General features: G+C 38.0%; 14 protein-coding genes. 7 read left to right on the top strand and 7 right to left on the bottom strand.

The genetic code is table 11. From position 1 onward, the window contains the following. Positions 1–97: 97 nt before the first annotated feature. The 7 genes from hmcA to HL41_RS08220 all read right to left on the bottom strand — a co-directional run bounded on the left by hmcA (position 98) and on the right by HL41_RS08220 (position 7,976). Positions 98–1,708 carry a sulfate respiration complex hexadecaheme cytochrome HmcA gene (gene hmcA / locus HL41_RS08250; protein WP_038061364.1) on the bottom strand — a complete coding sequence of 537 codons (1,611 nt, stop codon included), beginning with the start codon at positions 1,706–1,708 and terminating at the stop codon, positions 98–100. Position 1,709: 1 nt separating this feature from the next. Continuing rightward, positions 1,710–3,038, bottom strand: a complete 1,329-nt coding sequence (locus HL41_RS08245) for a (Fe-S)-binding protein (protein WP_038061361.1) — start codon at positions 3,036–3,038, stop codon at positions 1,710–1,712. Positions 3,039–3,046: 8 nt separating this feature from the next. Next, positions 3,047–3,664: a respiratory nitrate reductase subunit gamma gene (locus HL41_RS08240; protein ID WP_327138739.1), complete on the bottom strand. Its 618-nt coding sequence runs from the start codon at positions 3,662–3,664 to the stop codon at positions 3,047–3,049. Between the two features lie 44 nt (positions 3,665–3,708). Continuing rightward, entirely contained in the window at positions 3,709–4,911 is a 1,203-nt protein-coding gene (locus tag HL41_RS08235) for a TolB-like translocation protein (RefSeq protein WP_038061355.1), read from the bottom strand. Between the two features lie 98 nt (positions 4,912–5,009). Continuing rightward, positions 5,010–5,417, bottom strand: a complete 408-nt coding sequence (locus tag HL41_RS09355) for a 23S rRNA (pseudouridine(1915)-N(3))-methyltransferase RlmH (protein WP_235181329.1) — start codon at positions 5,415–5,417, stop codon at positions 5,010–5,012. 47 nt (positions 5,418–5,464) lie between these two features. Then, positions 5,465–7,639 carry an LPS-assembly protein LptD gene (locus HL41_RS08225; RefSeq protein ID WP_038061352.1) on the bottom strand — a complete coding sequence of 725 codons (2,175 nt, stop codon included), beginning with the start codon at positions 7,637–7,639 and terminating at the stop codon, positions 5,465–5,467. 40 nt (positions 7,640–7,679) lie between these two features. Further along, positions 7,680–7,976 (bottom strand): ferritin family protein, encoded by a 297-nt coding sequence (locus tag HL41_RS08220; protein WP_028841158.1) that lies wholly within the window; start codon positions 7,974–7,976, stop codon positions 7,680–7,682. 304 nt (positions 7,977–8,280) lie between these two features. Here HL41_RS08220 and fdnG point away from each other — a divergent pair, with 304 nt between their 5' ends. The 7 genes from fdnG (at position 8,281) to HL41_RS08180 (ending at position 18,043) form a co-directional block, all read left to right on the top strand. After that, positions 8,281–11,322, top strand: a complete 3,042-nt coding sequence (gene fdnG, locus HL41_RS08210) for a formate dehydrogenase-N subunit alpha (protein ID WP_081856514.1) — start codon at positions 8,281–8,283, stop codon at positions 11,320–11,322. A gap of 59 nt (positions 11,323–11,381) precedes the next feature. Then, positions 11,382–12,110, top strand: coding sequence for a 4Fe-4S dicluster domain-containing protein (locus HL41_RS08205; RefSeq protein WP_038061343.1), 729 nt, complete (start codon positions 11,382–11,384; stop codon positions 12,108–12,110). Between the two features lie 128 nt (positions 12,111–12,238). Continuing rightward, a complete protein-coding gene (locus tag HL41_RS08200) occupies positions 12,239–12,991 on the top strand; it encodes a formate dehydrogenase accessory protein FdhE domain-containing protein (RefSeq protein ID WP_038061341.1) in 753 nt (250 codons plus the stop codon). Then, a complete protein-coding gene (locus HL41_RS08195; protein WP_051754607.1) occupies positions 12,991–14,922 on the top strand; it encodes a molybdopterin biosynthesis protein in 1,932 nt (643 codons plus the stop codon). The genes HL41_RS08200 and HL41_RS08195 overlap by 1 nt, the downstream gene beginning before the upstream one ends. 64 nt (positions 14,923–14,986) lie before the next feature. Then, positions 14,987–16,252, top strand: a complete 1,266-nt coding sequence (locus HL41_RS08190) for a phenylacetate--CoA ligase family protein (RefSeq protein ID WP_038061435.1) — start codon at positions 14,987–14,989, stop codon at positions 16,250–16,252. A 25-nt stretch (positions 16,253–16,277) separates the two neighbouring features. After that, positions 16,278–16,697 carry an ACT domain-containing protein gene (locus tag HL41_RS08185; RefSeq protein ID WP_038061338.1) on the top strand — a complete coding sequence of 140 codons (420 nt, stop codon included), beginning with the start codon at positions 16,278–16,280 and terminating at the stop codon, positions 16,695–16,697. Between the two features lie 41 nt (positions 16,698–16,738). After that, positions 16,739–18,043: a phenylacetate--CoA ligase family protein gene (locus HL41_RS08180; protein WP_038061335.1), complete on the top strand. Its 1,305-nt coding sequence runs from the start codon at positions 16,739–16,741 to the stop codon at positions 18,041–18,043. Positions 18,044–18,046: the final 3 nt, after the last annotated feature.

The following is an 18,046-nucleotide window of genomic DNA, read 5'->3' as shown; positions in this document are numbered from 1 at the left end:
AAAAAAGCAGGATGAACATAAAAAACGCGGCTCCAGAAATTACATATTCCGCACCATGATAACTAAAAAGTTTTTCCCATATATACATTTTTTCTCCCTAAAAACTAGGTAAACCTCTCTCTTTTTTAGGTTTATGGCAACTATCACAACTCATAGCCTTTTCTATCTTTAAATACTCATGGCATTTAATACACTGTCCATGATAAGCTGCCTGTAGTCTTGGCCTTTCAGGGTGTAAAGCATCAAAACTTATTCCATGGCAAGAACTGCATTTAACCTCTTGTCCTTTTATTTTCCCTTCAGGGTTCGTTTTATGATGACATCCTTTACACAGGGTTTCTTCCTTATCATGGAAGTATACCGCAAGTCTATTGCCTGAGGTCTTAGCAACCAAACTTTTCACTATCTTTTGATGAGGCATGGTTGCCTTTTCAAACTCCTTGGATAAAACCTCTATTTCTATTTGAGATTTTATCTCTCCTGAATAGGGTTTTAAATTTTTAATATCAGACCTCGCTCTACCTATATGGCATTTAACACAAGTAGTTTCAGAAGCAACTTCTGTGCGAGAGGTTTCTTTTTTGTCAAGATGATGACAAGCTAAACATTCTTTTCTTGCATTTATTTCCTTTTGATGACATCCCTGGCAGCTTCTGTCTGAAAATACTGAATGAAAAGCTGTGACAGCATTTACAAAATTCCCTTTAGGACTACCTTCTAAGGTATGACAATTCCGACACCCTTCAAGTCTTTCATGATGACAATCTCTACATTTCTGGGCTGTAAACTGGTGAATTCGGTGATTAAACACTACTGCTTTCATCTTAGAAGCTTTAGGGAATTCCATCAAATAAAACTCTTTTTGTCCTCTATCTGGCCTTGGAGCTTTAGACAGATCTTCCAAACTCCTTTTTTCTCCTTTATGGCAATCACTGCAGATTATCGGACCACCCTTTTTCCCATCCTTTTTTAATTCTACATGACAGTTCAAACATAACCCATGAAAGGCCTGAGAAAGGTTTAAACTTTTTTCTTGAGCTATCTTCAATATCTTGGTTAACTCAGGACCTTTCTTCTTAGTAAAATCATGGCAATAGTAGCAAGATTCTTCTTTACCTTTGATATATTTTAGAGCCTTCCCTTTATCACGTTCTTCTAAATCATAGGTATGATGGCACTTCTCACATTTTTGGTCTAACTCTTTGACATGGGTTTCATGGTAAACAAAATCAAAATCAAACTTAGGATAGTTTATATCTTTGTACGCATAAATATTTACATGGCAATCCCCACAAGAAAGTCTTACCGGACCATAAGGTTTTTGCTCAAGCTTTTTCTGTTGATGGCATTTAATGCAAGCTTGATGGTAAAGGTCTTTTAACTTTTCTGGATCTTTAACAGATAAAAACTCCTTAGGAAAAACAAAACGTAGATTCTTGTTATTATCTACCGGGTGACAAATCCCACAACCTTCTTTTTCTAACGCCTTAACATGTTTTAGGTGGTTAAACAAAACAGGGGCATACTCTAACCTCCCAAAAACCTCAGGATGTTTAATAAGAAGAAGATTTTTCTGGACCTCTGTAGGAGTTAAAGTTTTTTCCACTTTTCTAAAGGGTTCAGTTAAAGCCAAGGGATTACTCAAACAGCACCAGAATAAAACCGTCAAACCTAACCCTAAAATCAACAAGACTGTTTCTTTCTTCATCCTAAGGTCTTAACCTCTCAGGGATTTCCATATGTTCTGCTATTAGGTCTGCCAAAAATTTAACATGGGCCTCTACTTTATAGTGCTCAATCAAATCTTCTATCCCCTTATGACAGGTATGACAAGGTGCTATCACTAAAGATGCCCCTGTTTCTTTTATCTGTTCTATCTTGACTTTTCCTCCTTCTATCCTTGCCCCCTTCCAGGGAGGCCCTGCATCAACCATCCCTCCTCCTGAACTACAACAATAATTGTATTCTTGATTAGGGGTCATTTCCACAAAATCTTCACAAAGTTCCCTAACTATAAATCTGAGTTTTTGTCCTAACCCTCTGTATCTCACTATGTTGCAAGGATCTTGTAAGGTAGCCTTTTCTTTAACCTTATGAGCGATCTTTATCTTTCCCTGGGTTAAAATCTCATAGAAAAACTCTACTGCATGGATAAAAGGTATAGGGGCCTCTTTCCAGCCTAAAAGTCTTGCTGATTCATAAAGCGCTGCTCTATAGGCATGTCCGCACTCTGTAATCAAAATCCTTTTAACCCTTAGTTTAGAGGCTATTTCATAATGCCTTTTGGTTACCAACGTCATCGTCTCAAAATCATGCATATAGAGAGACTTATTGGTATAATCCCAACCGTCTGTGTCAGGTAAAGTAAAATCAACCCCTGAAACAAGCATGATCTTAAGCATGTTAGAAAGCAAAGGAGTCATGTATTTAGCTTCAAGACCATGAATAAGTAACAAAATGTCTGCATCTTTTTTCCCAAGAGGGATCCTTGCATTTTTTATCTCATACCTTAGCTCGTCTTCTATCCATTGTATCGTGTCTATCCACTCATCCTGTTTAAACCAGAGCATGTTGTAAGAAGACATATGACTGTAGACCTGGTCCTGAATAAACTGAGGAGCTACCCCTAAAACCCCACAAAGTCTTCTCACCAAAGAGATCAAATAGGCAATATCAATACCGAAGGGACAAAACTGAGTACACCGGCGACAAAGATTACATTCGGTAAAAGCAATCCTTGCATATCGCTTTAAATCGGCTTTTTCTATTTTGCCTTTTTTAGCAACCAAGTCTCCTAAGGTGAGCTTTACTTTTGAGGCCGGCGCATAACTTGGGTCTCTGTCATGGGAAAGATAGTGATGGCAAGACTCAGAACACATTCCACAGCGCATACAAGTTTCTAAAAAGATCTTAAATCTTACCGTAGCCTCTTCGTTTAAAACCCTCTCGATAGCCCTTTTAATCTTTTGTTGGTCTAATCGTTCTATCGTTTTGTCTATCCCTATATCAAAAACCGGTTTTCTTACAAACCCTTCCATGTTTTTCCTCAATAGTCCTTTGACCGCCTAACTGCACCAAACTCTGAGGCAGTATAGGCTCTAATCAACCAAAAATAAAAAATATGCGAAAGCTTAGTAAAAGGAATAAGAACTAACATCATTTCTCCTGATAAGATATGTAAACCTGCTATAACCTGATAGGTAAAAACCAACTGATATCTTGCTAAAAACCCGGTTAAAAAAACTAAGATCACCAAAGCTAAAAGAGCATAATCTATAGGAGTGCTTAAATATTTAACATCTTTAACCAAAAAACGTCTCAAAAGTAAAATAACTCCACAGATAATGGTTAAGACTGTTAAAAAATCAGAAACAATATTAGGTAAAGCCCACCAGCTTATCCCCCAGGATTCCTTCCACATTTCGATATGACCTAAAAAAAAGAGAGGGGTTAACAAAAGCCCTACATGAAACACATAACTTATCGCGGTAAAAAGAGGTCTTTGTCTCATGCTATAGCTACCAAAGGGTAAAAGCCAAAAAAGATAAGACCTAAGCGTATGTTTAAGACTAAAATATCCATAGAGTACTTTATCTTTTTGAGCTCTTTTAAAAAAGTTATAGAGGTTATAAACTAAACCTAAAAAAAAGACCAAAAAAGACACCCAAGCCAAAGGGCCTCTTACTATCTCAAAAAACGTCATAAGTTTCACACCTTAATTTCTTTCGTAAAATAGCTCTTCTCTTTTATACCTTTTATCAACAGGATATCCTCTTCTAAAAACACCGGGTCCCATAAATAGGTGTAAGGGCCATCTAAAACTTTGTTTTCTACTAAGAGATAATATCCTCCATCTTTTTCGGCTTTAGCTGCTATTTTACTACCCTTAGGACTAAATACAGGGTCTCCTATCCTTTCCCAAACAAGGTCCCAACAAACCTCGTCTACCACCAGCCCCCACCGATCTTTATGTCTTACTAACGCGGCTATCCTTTCTCCATCGGGACTAAAATGGGGCTCTAACACCATCTGTCCAAAGGTTGGCTTCCAAGTTTTCCCATCTACTGCTAAGGTCCACTTTCCAAGCTCTAAGGCCACAACCGCTGCCACCCTCTTCTTTTCAGGAAAAACCTTAAGATTCCATAACTGGGTAAAAGACCTTTCCCAAAAAGGACTACCATCACAGTATAACTCCCATCCTCGAGAAGTTTTTACAGGAGCAACCACCTGATTCTCATCTAAAAACCTTGGTTCCCAAACCTGGTAAAAACTTTTTTCCCAACACACATTATCTACCACTATGGTAAAGCTTCTGTCAGTAAGTCTTACAGCTGTAGCTACCCTTGTCTCCTTAGGGCTAAAGCAACAACCAAAAAGGGCTAAAAACTTTTTATCCCAAAAAACGTCGTTTACCGCAAGCGACCACATTCCTTTGGCAAAGTTAAAAATCTCTAACACCGGATAATTTTCTAACCTCACATAAGTAGCTACTTTAGCCCCTGTAGGAGACACAAAAAGATCTCTGGTATCATAAAAACTATGACTCCAGGGAATCCCATCCACACAAACCGTGTAGTTTCCGTCGATTTTAACGTTAGCTAAGACCTTCTGCCCTGAGTTATCTGTTTTTAGGTTCCATAGATATTCAAAAAACTCTTCCCATAAAACACCTTCTTTCCAAACTGTCCACAACCCGTCTTTTTGAACAGAAGCTATCAAATCTCCGTTAGGTGTAAACTGAAGTAAATTTACCCTTTCAAAAGGCTCATCTATGGTCTTACCATTAACCCAAATAAACCTTTGTCCTTCTTCATCCTCAACAACCGTGGCTATTTTATCTCCTAAAGAGTTAACCACCAATTCTGAAAAATTTGCATATTTTTCTAATACTCGAAGGTCTACCCAGGACATCTTAGCTAAAGTATTTAGCGATAATGAGAATAAAAGTCAAGAGTGTTTTTCGACGATTTTGGTTAAAAATTGTATTTTTTATTTGTTTTTTTTATTTATTATGCCCTATGATAAGGGATTTTCTTTAATATGGTAAAACTTCGGTAAAGGGCTTCCATCAACACCAAAATAGCTATTTCGTGGTTAAGGGTCAAAGAAGAAAGGCTAAGAAGAAAGTGGGCTTTATTTTTTAACTCTGGAGATATTCCCTCAGGACCTCCTACTAAAAAACATAAATCTTTTGAGGCTTCAAGCCATTTTTCGATTTTAGAGGCAAGCTCTATGGTATTAAGGAATTGTCCTCTCTCATCTAAAATCACCAAAAATTCGTCTTCAGTAAAATACTTTTCTAATACCTTTTTTTCTATCCTCAATCTTTCTTCCTTTTTCTCTACCCCACCTTTAACCCTGGGTAGACATACCTCTACAGGACATAGCGGGGCGATTTTTTTGGCATAATAAGAAATTCCTTCTTCTATAAAACTAAACTTTAAAGGCCCTGGAGCTAAAACCTTTATTTTTCTAATCCATAACCTCCTAAACCTTTTAATTCTACCCTAAAGAAAAATTTTGTGTCCTTAGGGGTAATTGAAACCCCTCCTCCTAATAGATAACAATCATGCACGTAAGAAAGACCGAACCTCATCTCGGTATTTTCTTCAAGCCTTAAATTTCTACTCAGATAAAAGTCTGTTTGCAACCTTTGAAAAAATCGGTGAGAAAGAAAAAGGGTAAGTTGTCTGGTATTCCAGGCTTTATCATCTTGAAAAGTAAGACCTAAACGGTCAACCATCCAGTCAGTTAACCCAAGGTCAAAGGAGTGTTTTTTAAAACCTAATCCATAAAAGTTATAACTTCCATCGTATCTTAAAGAAAGGTGTGGGGTGTAATTTATCAGCACCTGAAGGCCTAAGTCTGAAAACTTTCTCTTCTCACTTGAGGTAGCGATAGGAGTTTCCTCTGCGTTAAACTGATACTGCTGGTAAACCTTTACTCTTAAAAAGTCTGGCTGGTTTTTAAGTCGAAAAAGTTGCCATAACCCATACTCTAAGGTATTTATCTCTTCATGAGAAAGGTCTTCATAGTTAAAAACCGGTAGGTTGGTTTTAGAAGGTTTTTTCTTAAAATAATAGCTTACATATGGCTTTAAGACATGTAAGAAGGTTAAATTGCGGTTTAAAGGTAGAGGTATTTCGTAAAACTTAAAAATCTGAGTGTAGGTAGTAAAAGAAACATCGTAGTAATGATTGTTTAAACTGTTTTTTGAAAAACCTGTAGAATCGTCAAGGATAAAATGGTTTAGGAAATAACTTGCCTTAAACTCGTTAAACAAAAAAGAGGTTCTAAAAGGATAAGCCAACTCTAAGTTTGAGCTTAGTTTGTGCCCATAGTACCCCTCTTTTCTAAACCTATAGCTATGTACCAAACTAAAGTTTGTCATAAGGTTTCCTATGGTCTTAAAAGGCAACAAATTTAGACGAAAACCCCAAAGAGGTTGTAAAACCGTGTCTTTATCAGAAGCTCCATGATAGTCAAGATAAGAACTTTCTATCCTTGAATAAAGACTACCACGATAATATTGAGCCCAAAAACGAGATGTTCTATATTCTTGATTTTTTTCTTCTAAAGTGCGATGAAACCTTTCTAAAAAAAAAGTCTTTGAAGAGGAAAAGCCATTTTCTCCTATGTCAAACTCTTCCAAAAAGTCTTTATTGGAGACCACATCTATGTCCAGATGGAAATCAAGATTTGGTTTAGGTGTGTAATCGATTTTCCCTACAAACCACCATTTATGTTTTTTCTCTTCCTCTTTTTCTGTATCGCCAAGTAAAGTTTTTTTATTATCCTTTAGATATCTCAATTTAAAAACCCCTTCTAAAGGTTCTATCAATCTGAACTGGCTTTCTAAATCTAACAATAAACCTCTTTTGGTAAGAAACATCGGCGATAAGGTAAAATCAACCTGGTCGGTATATGGCCAGAAAAAAGGTAGTTGAAGTCCTAACCCTAATCTATTCCCCTGAATTATTTTAGGAAATAAAAAACCTGTACTTCTTTGAGGAACCATCGGGAGGGTTACCTTGGGAACATAGGCTGTTTTAGGCACAGAAACCACAGTTTGTTTTTTAATCTTAAACTTGGTAGCCTCTCCTTTACTTATCCCTTCTGGGGTCAAAACAAACTCTCTAACTTCTAAACTCCAGGGAGGAAAGTCTTTTTCATTTTCACAATCAAACTCACAAGAGGTAACCAAGGCACTTTTAGCCAGGTATTCGTTTAAGGCGTTTTTATGTAAATCCTTAGCCTTAATCCTGATCCCTTCCTTTTTCAAAAACATAAAAATGTTTTGTCCCCAAAATTCTTCGTTTCTCAAGTCTAAGAAGGCTTGATCTCCTTCAAGGGTTGCATTTTTGGTAAAATCAAAAATTTTATACTGATAGAGGATTAAATAACGGGTAGAAACTTCGTATTTAGCCTTTTGAGCCCAGATGAGCATACTGTTAGTCTGAATTACCACATCCCCTTCAGCTACCAAAATTTTAAAATTATTAAAAGCTTCTACCTTTTGAGCGGTAACCTCCAAAGGTTTAGAAACAGAACCAAAAGCTTGAACAGGGACAAAAAAGAAGCAGGCCGAAATTATCCATAAAAATACCTTTGAAAAAATCAACTTAACCCGAAATCCCATGATAAAAGATAGCTTTAGAATTAAAAATCCTAAACGATCGTTAGTTTTCTTCTTCGTCTTCTAAGAGTTCACTTATTTCTTCTTCCCCAGCCTCAAGCTCTTCTTCCTGTTCTTCATCTTTGATTAAAAGCATCGATAAAAACTCTCCTACATGGGTCTTTTCTTCTCTGGCTATGTCAAGAAGTACGGCTTGTAAGTTTTCATCTTCAGTTAAAGAAGCAAGCTGTTCATAAAGGTTGATGGCATCAAGCTCAGCAATGATTGCTATCCTTAGAATCTGTTTATCTAAGTCCTCTGGATCAATCTTTGAAAGGTCGAAAGGTATCTTTGAAAGCATAGGAATCCTCCTATTTTAAAATTTAATAACTATTTTAGCTTGTTTTCTTCTAAAAAGCAAGTTAAAAAGACTACCTGTGAACCATGTTAACCTATAACTAATTTTAAAGCTTTATAGGTGCTATCTTTAGACTTTTCAAACGGCAGCAAATATACAAAAAATTTTGTGTTTAAAAACAAAAAATAAAAAAAATCAAACTTTATTACCCAAAATAATAAATAACTAACCATTTTTGCTCTTGATTTAAACGTAAAAATAGTACTAAATTTTATATTAAGGGAGTAAACAAAAAGGAGGGTATGTTATGGGTGGAATAAGTAGGCGAAACTTTTTAAAGTTGTCGTTAGGGTCTCTGGTTTTAAGTTCCATCTCAATAGACCTTACACCTGTTAAGTCCTATGCAGCTACAGAACTCAAGATCAAAAACGCTAAGGAGAGTACTTCTGTTTGTCCTTATTGTTCTGTAGGATGCGGCCTGATTGTTTATGCAAAGGGAGGCAAGGTAGTACAGGTAGAAGGTGATCCAGATAGCCCTATCAATCAGGGTTCCCTATGCCCTAAAGGAGCTTCTTTATTGCAAATGGCCAACAATCCTTACAGGGTTACAGAACCTCTTTATCGTGCTCCAGGAGCTACCGAATGGAAAAAGGTTTCTTGGGAATGGGCTCTTTCTGAGATAGCAAAAAGGGTGAAGGCTACAAGAGATAAGTATTTTATCATTAAAGATGAAAAAGGACGGGTGGTAAACAGAGTTGAGGCTATCGCTCATGTAGGATCAGCTGCCTTGGATAATGAAGAATGTTATCTCTTACAAAAACTGATGAGGGCCTTAGGATTAGTTTACATCGAGCATCAGGCGCGAATATGACACAGCGCCACCGTGGCGGCTCTGGCAGAGTCGTTCGGACGTGGCGCAATGACCAATCACTGGGTTGACCTCAAAAACGCTGATGTAATCATCGTTATGGGGGGTAACCCTGCTGAAAACCATCCTATCTCGATGAAATGGATATTAAAGGCTAAAAAGGAAAGAGGAGCTAAACTTTTAGTCATAGACCCCAAGTTTACCAGAACAGCTTCTAAAGCAGACCTGTATGTTCCTATCCGTCCAGGCACTGACATAGCTTTCTTAGGTGGGCTTATTAAATATATTATAGATAATGAACTCTACTTCAAAGATTATGTAATCAACTATACCGACCTTTCTTATTTAGTAGACCCCAACTTTAAAGGTCCCGAAGACTTAGATGGATATTTTTCGGGGTATGACCCAAAAACCAGAAAATATGATAAAGCTACTTGGAAATACCAGTTAGATGAAAAAGGAGTTCCTAAAAAGGATCCAACCCTTAAAGACCCTAACTGTGTGTTTCAGCTCCTTAAAAAACATTACAGTAGATATACCATAGACATGGTGGTGGAGATTACCGGAGCACCTAAAGAAAAGGTGCTTGAGGCTTATAAGATTATAGCTTCAACCGGAAAACCCAATAAAACGGCTACCATTTGTTATGCGATGGGATGGACCCAGCATACCGTAGGAGTTCAGAACATAAGAGCCATGTCTATCATTCAACTACTTCTTGGTAACATAGGAATGGCTGGAGGTGGTGTTAATGCCTTAAGAGGTGAGAGTAACGTTCAAGGCTCAACGGATATGGGACTTCTTTTCCATGTGTTACCCGGGTATTTACCTACTCCAAAGGCTTCTTGGGTTGATTTAAAAACTTATATAGAGGTAAATACCCCAAAAACTGCAGAACCTAAGAGTCTTAACTGGTGGAAAAACAGACCTAAATATATCGTAAGCTTACTTAAGGCTTTTTATGGAGATTATGCCACCAAAGAAAACGATTTTTGCTATAGCTATCTACCTAAACTTGACGATAACCGCACTTATAGTTGGTATGATATTTTTGATGCCATGTATAAAGGAAAAATTAAAGGATTTTTTGCCTGGGGACAAAACCCAGCTTGTTCAAGTGCAAACGCTAATAAAGTCAGGAAGGCTTTGGCTAAGCTTGATTGGTTGGTTTGTGTAAACCTTTGGGACAATGAAACCTCTTCTTTCTGGAAAGGGCCTGGGATGGATCCTAAGAAGATCAAAACTGAAGTGTTTTTCTTACCTTGTGCTTCTTCAGTAGAAAAACAAGGTAGCATCACCAACTCTGGAAGGTTGGCTCAATGGAGATATAAGGCTGTAGAACCTCCTGGAAAATGTTTACCTGACGCCGAGATTATGAATGAGCTTTATCATAAGATTAAAGAACTTTATCAAAAACAAGGCGGAGTTTTTCCTGACCCCATACTCAAACTTAACTGGAATTATGGGGATAAACATGTAGACATAGAAAAAGTAGCCAAAGAAATAAACGGTTACTACACCAAGGATGTAGCTTCTCATCCTATAGACAAAAAAGCTTACAAAAAAGGGCAACAGGTTGCCTCCTTTGTATTTTTAATGGATGATGGTTCAACTGCCTGTGGGAACTGGATTTATTCTGCTGCTTTTACTGAAGCAGGCAACATGATGAAAAGAAGAGGAAAAGAGGATCCCACAGGTCTTGGTTTGTATTCTAACTGGGCTTGGTGTTGGCCTCTTAACAGAAGGATTATTTACAACAGGGCAAGTGTTGATCCTATGGGGAACCCTTGGGATCCACAAAGACCTGTTATTAAATGGGATGCCCAAAATAAAAAATGGGTTGGAGATGTTCCTGACGGCCCACAACCACCTTTAGCGATGGAAGGAGGAGTATTACCTTTTATCATGAAACCTTTAGGTGTAGGAACTATCTTTGGAGCTGGTTTGGCAGATGGACCTTTCCCCACTTACTATGAGCCTGTTGAATCACCTTTTAAGAACCTACTTTATCCTAAGGTGCATTTTAACCCTGTAGCCAGAACTTATGATAGTCCAGATGATAAGTTCGTGGTAGGAATGGATCCTAAATATCCTTATGTAGGGACCACCTATAGAGTTACAGAACACTGGCAGACAGGTGTTATGACCAGACATACCCCATGGTTGTTAGAGCTTGAACCTCAGATTTTTGCAGAGATAGACCCAGAGCTGGCTAAGGAAAAAGGCATAAAGAGCGGGGATAAGGTAATAGTCTCCAGTCCAAGAGGAGAAATATGGGCGATAGCTATCGTTACAGAAAGAATAAGACCACTTATCGTTCAGGGTAAGAAGTGTCATGTGATAGGCATCCCCTGGCATTATGGATGGAAGTTTCCCAAAAACGGAGGGGATAGTGCTAACCTTATTACACCTAACGTGGTTGACCCAAATACCTTTATACAAGAAACAAAGTGTTTTATCGTAAACATAAGAAAGGCATAGCCCAATAAAAAGGAGGTAGGGGAACCTACCTCCTTGAAAAAATTAAAAGGAGGAAAAGTATGGCACGCAAAGCTTTATTAATAACTCCAGACCTTTGTATAGGATGCAGAGGTTGTCAGGTGGCTTGCAAGTCCTGGAATGACTTACCAGCAGAAGAGACCAAAAACAACGGAACCCATGAAAACCCACCAGACCTCACCGGATACACCTATAACCGTATCAGGTTTATCGAAAAAGTGAACGAAAAAGGTGAAGTTCAATGGTTGTTTGTAAGTCACAGGTGTTTACACTGTGGAGAACCTGCCTGTGTAGAAATCTGCCCTGTAAAGGCTCTTAAAAAAGATGCTGAAACTGGTATAGTTTATTATGATAAAACTCAGTGTATCGGATGTCAGGCCTGTCAAGCCGCATGTCCTTTTAACATACCAAGGTATGATAAAAACGGAAAGATTTCTAAGTGCCATTTCTGCATCGACAGGGTTAAAGCTGGGCTTAGTCCAGCTTGTGCTAAAACCTGTCCTACCGAAGCCATCAAGTATGGAAACCGCGAAGAATTGATTAAAGAGGCTAAAGCAGAAGGATACTCTGTACTTTATGGAGAAACAGAGTTAGGAGGCTTGGGGGTAGTGTATGCTCTAAAGGCTTCTCCTAAAGAGTATAACTTAGCAGAAAATCCGAAAAAACCTGAAAACTTGATCGCTATGGGACAGATGCTAAGAACCCTCATCGAAAAAGGAGTTGCCCTTTCACCTTCTGTGCTTAAAGACATAGGGTTGATAAAAGGATAGAAAAAAGAAAAAAACTAAAATCTTACAGAAAGGGGGAGGTATTTTCTCCCCCTTTCTTCTTTTTTATCTTAAGTTATTATAGAAGTAATGTGGTCAAAAATTCAATCAAAAACAAGAAGGAGAAAAAAATGGATTTAAAGATTTGGATAGAAAAACTTATCACAGAAAAACCACATTTAAAAGAGGTTTTAAGTTTATATGACAAGGTAGCAGGGTTTAACAAAGAATGTGAAAAAATTCTTAAAACCGAGGATCCTGTAAAAAGCCTGGATAAACTTTTAGAGATTTTTGGAAAAACCTTTGAGGTACCTTATGAATTTATTTCTTTTTTAAAAGAGGGGTTAGAAGGTAAAGAAGAAGAGGTCTTGTATTATCCTAAAAAATTATGGGAAATAGCCTTCTTTGGGGAAGAAAGTTCTGAGGAAGAGATAAAGAGAATGCTCTTTTTGTTAAGTATGCCTCTTTTTAGAAAACTTGCTTTAGAAGATAGAAAGAATAAGCCCAATTCAGAAGATCGGAAAAGATGCCTTGTATGTGGAGAGTTTTATTCTTTATCGGTTATAGATGAAAACAACAAACGTTATTTTCTTTGTCCTGTTTGTGGTTATAAAGAAGAAGGACCAAGGATTGGATGCGGTTATTGTGGTCATACTAGCTGTGAAAAGATAGACCTTTTGGTAGATGAAGATGAAATAAGGGTTGAACTTTGTAAGGACTGCAAAAGTTATGTAAAAAGTTTTAAAGAAACCATTCCCTTGTATTTAAAATATCCTGACCCTTATCTTATAGACCTGATAAGCCTTCCTTTAGAGGTAGTTGCCCAGGAACGTGGCTTTATTAGAAGGTCTCCTAACATTTTAGGGATAAGGGAGATTAAGTAATGGGAAAAAAGGTTTTTCATGAAATCTTAAGTCTTGAGGAAGCTTTACACAGCTTGATCCAAAATTTTAAACAAAGGGTATTTCATCCTCTTCCTGCAGAAAAGATAAAGGTTAAAGAAGCCTTAGGAAGGGTCACAGCAGAGCCTGTATTTGCTAAACGTTCGTCTCCTTATTTCCATTCAGCTGCGATGGATGGTTATGCTGTTCATTCTAAAGATACCTTTAACGCTACAGAAAAAGACCCTGTGCTTTTAAAAATAGGAGAGCAAGCCCTCTGGATAGAGACAGGTGACCCTTTACCTGAGGGGTTTGATGCAGTTATTCCGGTAGAAGAGGTTAATGTTAAAGAAGGTTTTATCGAGATATACAAATCTTATCCCCCTTACCATGACGTCCGTCCTGTGGGAGAAGACATCGTGGCTACTGAGATGATCATTCCAGAAAATCATTTTATAAGACCCTTTGAAATCGGGGCTATGTTGGCAAGTGGTATCTTAGAGGTTGTAGTAAGAAAAAAACCCAAGGTAGGCATTATTCCTACAGGTTCTGAATTGTTAACTCCTGAAGAGGCTGAAAAAGAAGGTCTTAACCCACCCAGCTTGATAGAATATAACTCTTCTGTTTTGAAAGGACTTTTAGAAAAAGACGGAGCTGAGGTTAAAGTTTATCCTATAGCTAAAGATGATGAGTTTTCTATAAAATCTTCTATAGAAAAAGCTTTGATAGAAAATGATATGGTACTCTTAAATGCTGGTTCAGGCTATGGTAAGGAAGACTTTACCTATAAGGTGTTAAGTGAGTTAGGAGAGGTTATAATTAACGGGGTAGCTATCAAACCAGGGAAGCCCTTTATCGCAAGTTTTTGTAAAAATAAACCTGTTTTAGGAATACCTGGTTATCCAGTTTCAGCCATCTTTTGTTATCAACTTTTTGTAAGACCTCTTATTGAGCTTTACTTAGGGGCTAAACTACCCAAGGAAGAAAAGATCAAAGGCCTTCTTTCTCGTCAACTTTCTTCTCCTGTAGGAGTAGATGAATTTGTAAGGGTAAAGGTGGGAAAGGTAGGAGAAAAGTACATAGTTTCTCCTTTGGGGAGAGGAGCTGGATTACTTATGTCAGTGGTTAGGGCAGACGGTTATCTATGGATCCCAGCAGGTATTGAGGGATTTTCTCCTGGGAAAGAGGTAGAGGTGTTTCTCTGGAGAAACAAAGAAGAGATAGATTACACCTTAGTGTGTATAGGAAGCCATGACAATACCCTTGATGTGGTCTACAACTTCTTACGTAGGAAATATCCTCATATTTCTCTTTCTTCAGCTCATGTAGGATCTATGGGAGGTCTTATAGCTATCAAGAAAGGAGAAGCCCATCTTGCAGGCACACACCTTTTAGATGAAACAACCGGAGAATATAACATACCTTTTATTAAAAGAATCTTGCCTGAACGTTCGGTAGTATTGGTAAATCTAGTTTACAGGATACAAGGGTTTATCGTAAAAAAAGGTAATCCTAAAAACATCTTTAGTTTTTCTGACCTTACTCGAGAAGATGTGGTGTTTATCAACAGACAAGCTGGTTCAGGAACAAGGCTTCTTCTTGACAAACATTTGAAGGATTTAGGAATAAATCCTTCTCAGATAAGAGGTTATGACCAAGAAGAATATACTCATATGGGAGTAGCTCAGGCGGTTGCGAGTGGAAGGGCTGATGTAGGGCTTGGGATTTATGCGGCGGCTAAGGCTTTAGATTTAGATTTTATACCTTTAGCAGAAGAACGTTATGATATCCTTATTCCCAAGGAATTTTTAGACTTAGAGATGGTTCAGGCCTTTTTAGACATAATCAGAAATGACGAAGAGTTTAAAAAGATGGTGGTAAACTTAGGAGGATACGACGTAAGGCATATGGGAAAAATCATTTACGAAAACTAAAATTGATAAACCTTAGGAGGGTGGAAAGGTGGAGGTAAACTTTTGGGATCCAAAGATAGAGACTATGCCTCAACAAGATCTAAAAGCCCTGCAGTTAGAAAAACTTAAAAAGGTGGTAACGTTAGTTTATGAAAGGGTACCCCATTATCGTAAAAAGTTTGAAGAAGCAAAGGTAAAACCTGAAGACATAAAGTCGTTAGAAGATGTGGTAAGATTACCTTTTACCACCAAGGAAGACTTGTTTGTAGACTATCCTTATGGGCTTTTAGCCGTACCTTTAGAAGAGGTGGTAAGACTACACACCTCAAGTGGTACCACCGGGAAACCAAAGGCTTTATTTTTTACCAAAAAGGATATAGACGCTCAGGCAGAGTTGATCGCAAGGAATTTAGTTATGACAGGCACCACACGAGGAGATGTTCTTCAAAACTCTATGACCTATGGACTTTTTACCGGAGCTTTGGTAATGCATTACGGAGCTGAAAAATTAGGGGTTTTGGTAATTCCTGCTGGTCCTGGGAATACGGAAAGACAGATAGAACTTATGAAGACCTTTGGTACTACTTGTTTTCACATGACCCCAAGCTATGCCCTTTATGTAGCCTCTGTAATCTTAAACAAAGGCCTTGACCCAAGAAGGGACCTAAAGCTTAAAAGAGCCTATTTAGGAGCAGAACCTTATACTGAAGAAACCAGAAAAAAAATAGAAGAACTCTTAGGGATTGACGTTTACAATTGTTATGGTTTATCTGAGATGGGAGGTCCTGGAGTAGGATTTGAGTGTGTGTATAAAGAGGGACTACACATATGGGAAGATGCCTTTTTAGTAGAAATCGTAAACCCTGAAACCGGAGATCCTGTTAAAGAAGGGGAGATAGGAGAATTAGTGTTAACTTCACTTAACCGTGAGGGAATGCCTCTTATTCGCTATCGAACAAGGGACCTCACGTTCTTTTTTACAGAACCTTGTGCCTGTGGAAGGACCCATAGAAGAATTAGCAGGATTTTGGGACGTGCAGACGATATGTTCATCGTCAGAGGGGTAAACATCTTTCCGCAGCAGATAGAAGCTGTGTTGATGGGTATCAAAGGAGTAGCTCAAAACTATCAGATAGTGCTTGAAAACTACGATGAAATGATAGTGAAGGTAGAAATAGACAGAGAATTTTTTGACGGAAGAATAGAAAGGTTGCTTAAACTAAAAGAAGAAATAGTAGAAAAACTGAGAGAAGCTATCTTGGTTAAGCCTAAGGTAGAGTTGTTAGAACCTGGAACTTTACCTGTAAGTGAAGGTAAAGCTAAAAGGGTGATAGATAAAAGGACTTTATAAATTCAGAAACATTTAGGAGGCTTTTATGTATAAGGTAGAAATTATCTCTATATTTGTGGAAAACAAACCTGGCAAGCTTGAAAAAATTACCAAACTGCTGGCAGAGGCAAACATCAACATACTTGGATTTTCTATCACAGATGCCAAAGATTTTGGTATCATAAAATTTTTAGTAGACAAACCTCATGAAGCCTATGAACTTTTCAAAAAAAATGGGTTTGTGGTAGCTTTAAACCCTGCATTAGGTATTGAGATGAAAGACAAACCAGGTGGTCTCTATGAAGTAGTAAAGTTTATTTCTTCTAAAGGAATAAACATAGAAAATGCTTTGGTTTATGTAGCAGAAAGCAGGGAAAAGGCCTATTTTATTTTTGAGGTAGAAAATTTTGAAGAAGTCCTTGAAAAACTAAAAGACAACGGATTTGAACTTTTAAAGCTTGTCTAATATATAAAAAATAAAAAATGTGTGGAAGGAGGATAAATACGATGTTTTGGGACCAGCAGTTAGAATGCATAGACCAAGAAAAATTAAGAGAAATCCAGCTTCAAAGGTTAAAAGAGGTAGTCAGACGAGTTTACGAAAAAGTGCCTTTTTATCGTAAAAAATTTGATGAAGCAGGGATTAAGCCTGAAGATATCAGGTCTTTGGAAGATATTAAATACCTTCCTTTTACCAGTAAGACTGATATGAGAGAGGCTTATCCCTTTGGATTGTTTGCCGTACCTCTCTCAGAGATAGTCGAAATTCATACCTCAAGTGGTACCACTGGAAAACCTGTGGTTGCCGGATATACGGTTAAAGACATCGCCCTTTGGGCTGAAGTAATGGCCCGTTGTTTGGTTATGGTAGGGGCTACCAAGGACGATATCGTTCAGATAGCCTATGGTTACGGTATGTTTACCGGAGGGTTAGGTTTTCATTATGGAGCTCAGAAAATAGGAGCAACGGTAGTTCCTGCTTCAGCCGGAAATACAAGAAGGCAGATAGAACTTATGAAAGATTTTGGAACCACCTTCTTAGCCTGTACACCTTCTTACGCTCTTTATCTGACTGAGTATGCAAAAGAAGAGATGGGTATAGACCTTTCAACCTTAAAGCTTAGAATAGGAAGTTTTGGCGCAGAGATGTGGACTGAAGAAATGAGAAAGGAGATAGAAAGAAGAATGGGGATTAAAGCTTACAATGTTTATGGATTAACGGAGATTATCGGGCCTGGAGTAGCCCATGAATGTCCTGCTCAGCAAGGCCTTCATGTGTGGGAGGACCATTTTTACCCAGAAATCATAGACCCTGAAACAGGAGAACCTCTGCCTGAGGGACAAGAAGGAGAGTTAGTTTTAACTAGTTTAACCAGAGAAGGTATGCCGATGATAAGGTTTAGGACAAGGGATATCACCACCCTCCATAGAGAAAAATGTGCTTGTGGAAGGACCCTGGCAAAGATAGAACGGATTAAAGGAAGGTCTGACGACATGATCAAGGTAAGGGGTGTGATGATCTTTCCATATCAAATAGAACAGGCTATCCTTGAGGTACAGGGGGTAGAACCTCATTATCAAATCATCCTTACCCGTCCTCATTATCTGGATGAAGTGGAGGTACAAGTAGAGATGTCTAAGGAAATCTTTTCAGACGACGTAAAAACGATAGAAACCCTAAGAAAACGTTTAGAAAAGAAGATAGAACAAACGGTTGGGGTAAGGGTTAAGGTGACGTTGGTTGAACCTAAATCTATCCCGAGAAGTGAGGGTAAAGCCAAAAGGATCATCGACAAACGTAATCTTAAATAAACC

This window comes from Thermodesulfobacterium commune DSM 2178, assembly GCF_000734015.1.
GTDB classification, from domain to species: Bacteria; Desulfobacterota; Thermodesulfobacteria; order Thermodesulfobacteriales; family Thermodesulfobacteriaceae; genus Thermodesulfobacterium; species Thermodesulfobacterium commune.
This window is presented reverse-complemented; position numbering and strand designations above follow the sequence as displayed.

Coding starts and splice junctions, on each gene's coding strand:
- HL41_RS08180 (WP_038061335.1), top strand. CDS start 16,739: ATGTTTTGGGACCAGCAGTTAGAATGCATAGACCAAGAAAAATTAAGA.
- HL41_RS08185 (WP_038061338.1), top strand. CDS start 16,278: ATGTATAAGGTAGAAATTATCTCTATATTTGTGGAAAACAAACCTGGC.
- HL41_RS08235 (WP_038061355.1), bottom strand. CDS start 4,911: ATGTCCTGGGTAGACCTTCGAGTATTAGAAAAATATGCAAATTTTTCA.
- HL41_RS08190 (WP_038061435.1), top strand. CDS start 14,987: ATGCCTCAACAAGATCTAAAAGCCCTGCAGTTAGAAAAACTTAAAAAG.
- hmcA (WP_038061364.1), bottom strand. CDS start 1,708: ATGAAGAAAGAAACAGTCTTGTTGATTTTAGGGTTAGGTTTGACGGTT.
- HL41_RS08200 (WP_038061341.1), top strand. CDS start 12,239: ATGGATTTAAAGATTTGGATAGAAAAACTTATCACAGAAAAACCACAT.
- HL41_RS08220 (WP_028841158.1), bottom strand. CDS start 7,976: ATGCTTTCAAAGATACCTTTCGACCTTTCAAAGATTGATCCAGAGGAC.
- HL41_RS08225 (WP_038061352.1), bottom strand. CDS start 7,639: ATGGGATTTCGGGTTAAGTTGATTTTTTCAAAGGTATTTTTATGGATA.
- HL41_RS08195 (WP_051754607.1), top strand. CDS start 12,991: ATGGGAAAAAAGGTTTTTCATGAAATCTTAAGTCTTGAGGAAGCTTTA.
- HL41_RS08245 (WP_038061361.1), bottom strand. CDS start 3,038: ATGGAAGGGTTTGTAAGAAAACCGGTTTTTGATATAGGGATAGACAAA.
- HL41_RS08205 (WP_038061343.1), top strand. CDS start 11,382: ATGGCACGCAAAGCTTTATTAATAACTCCAGACCTTTGTATAGGATGC.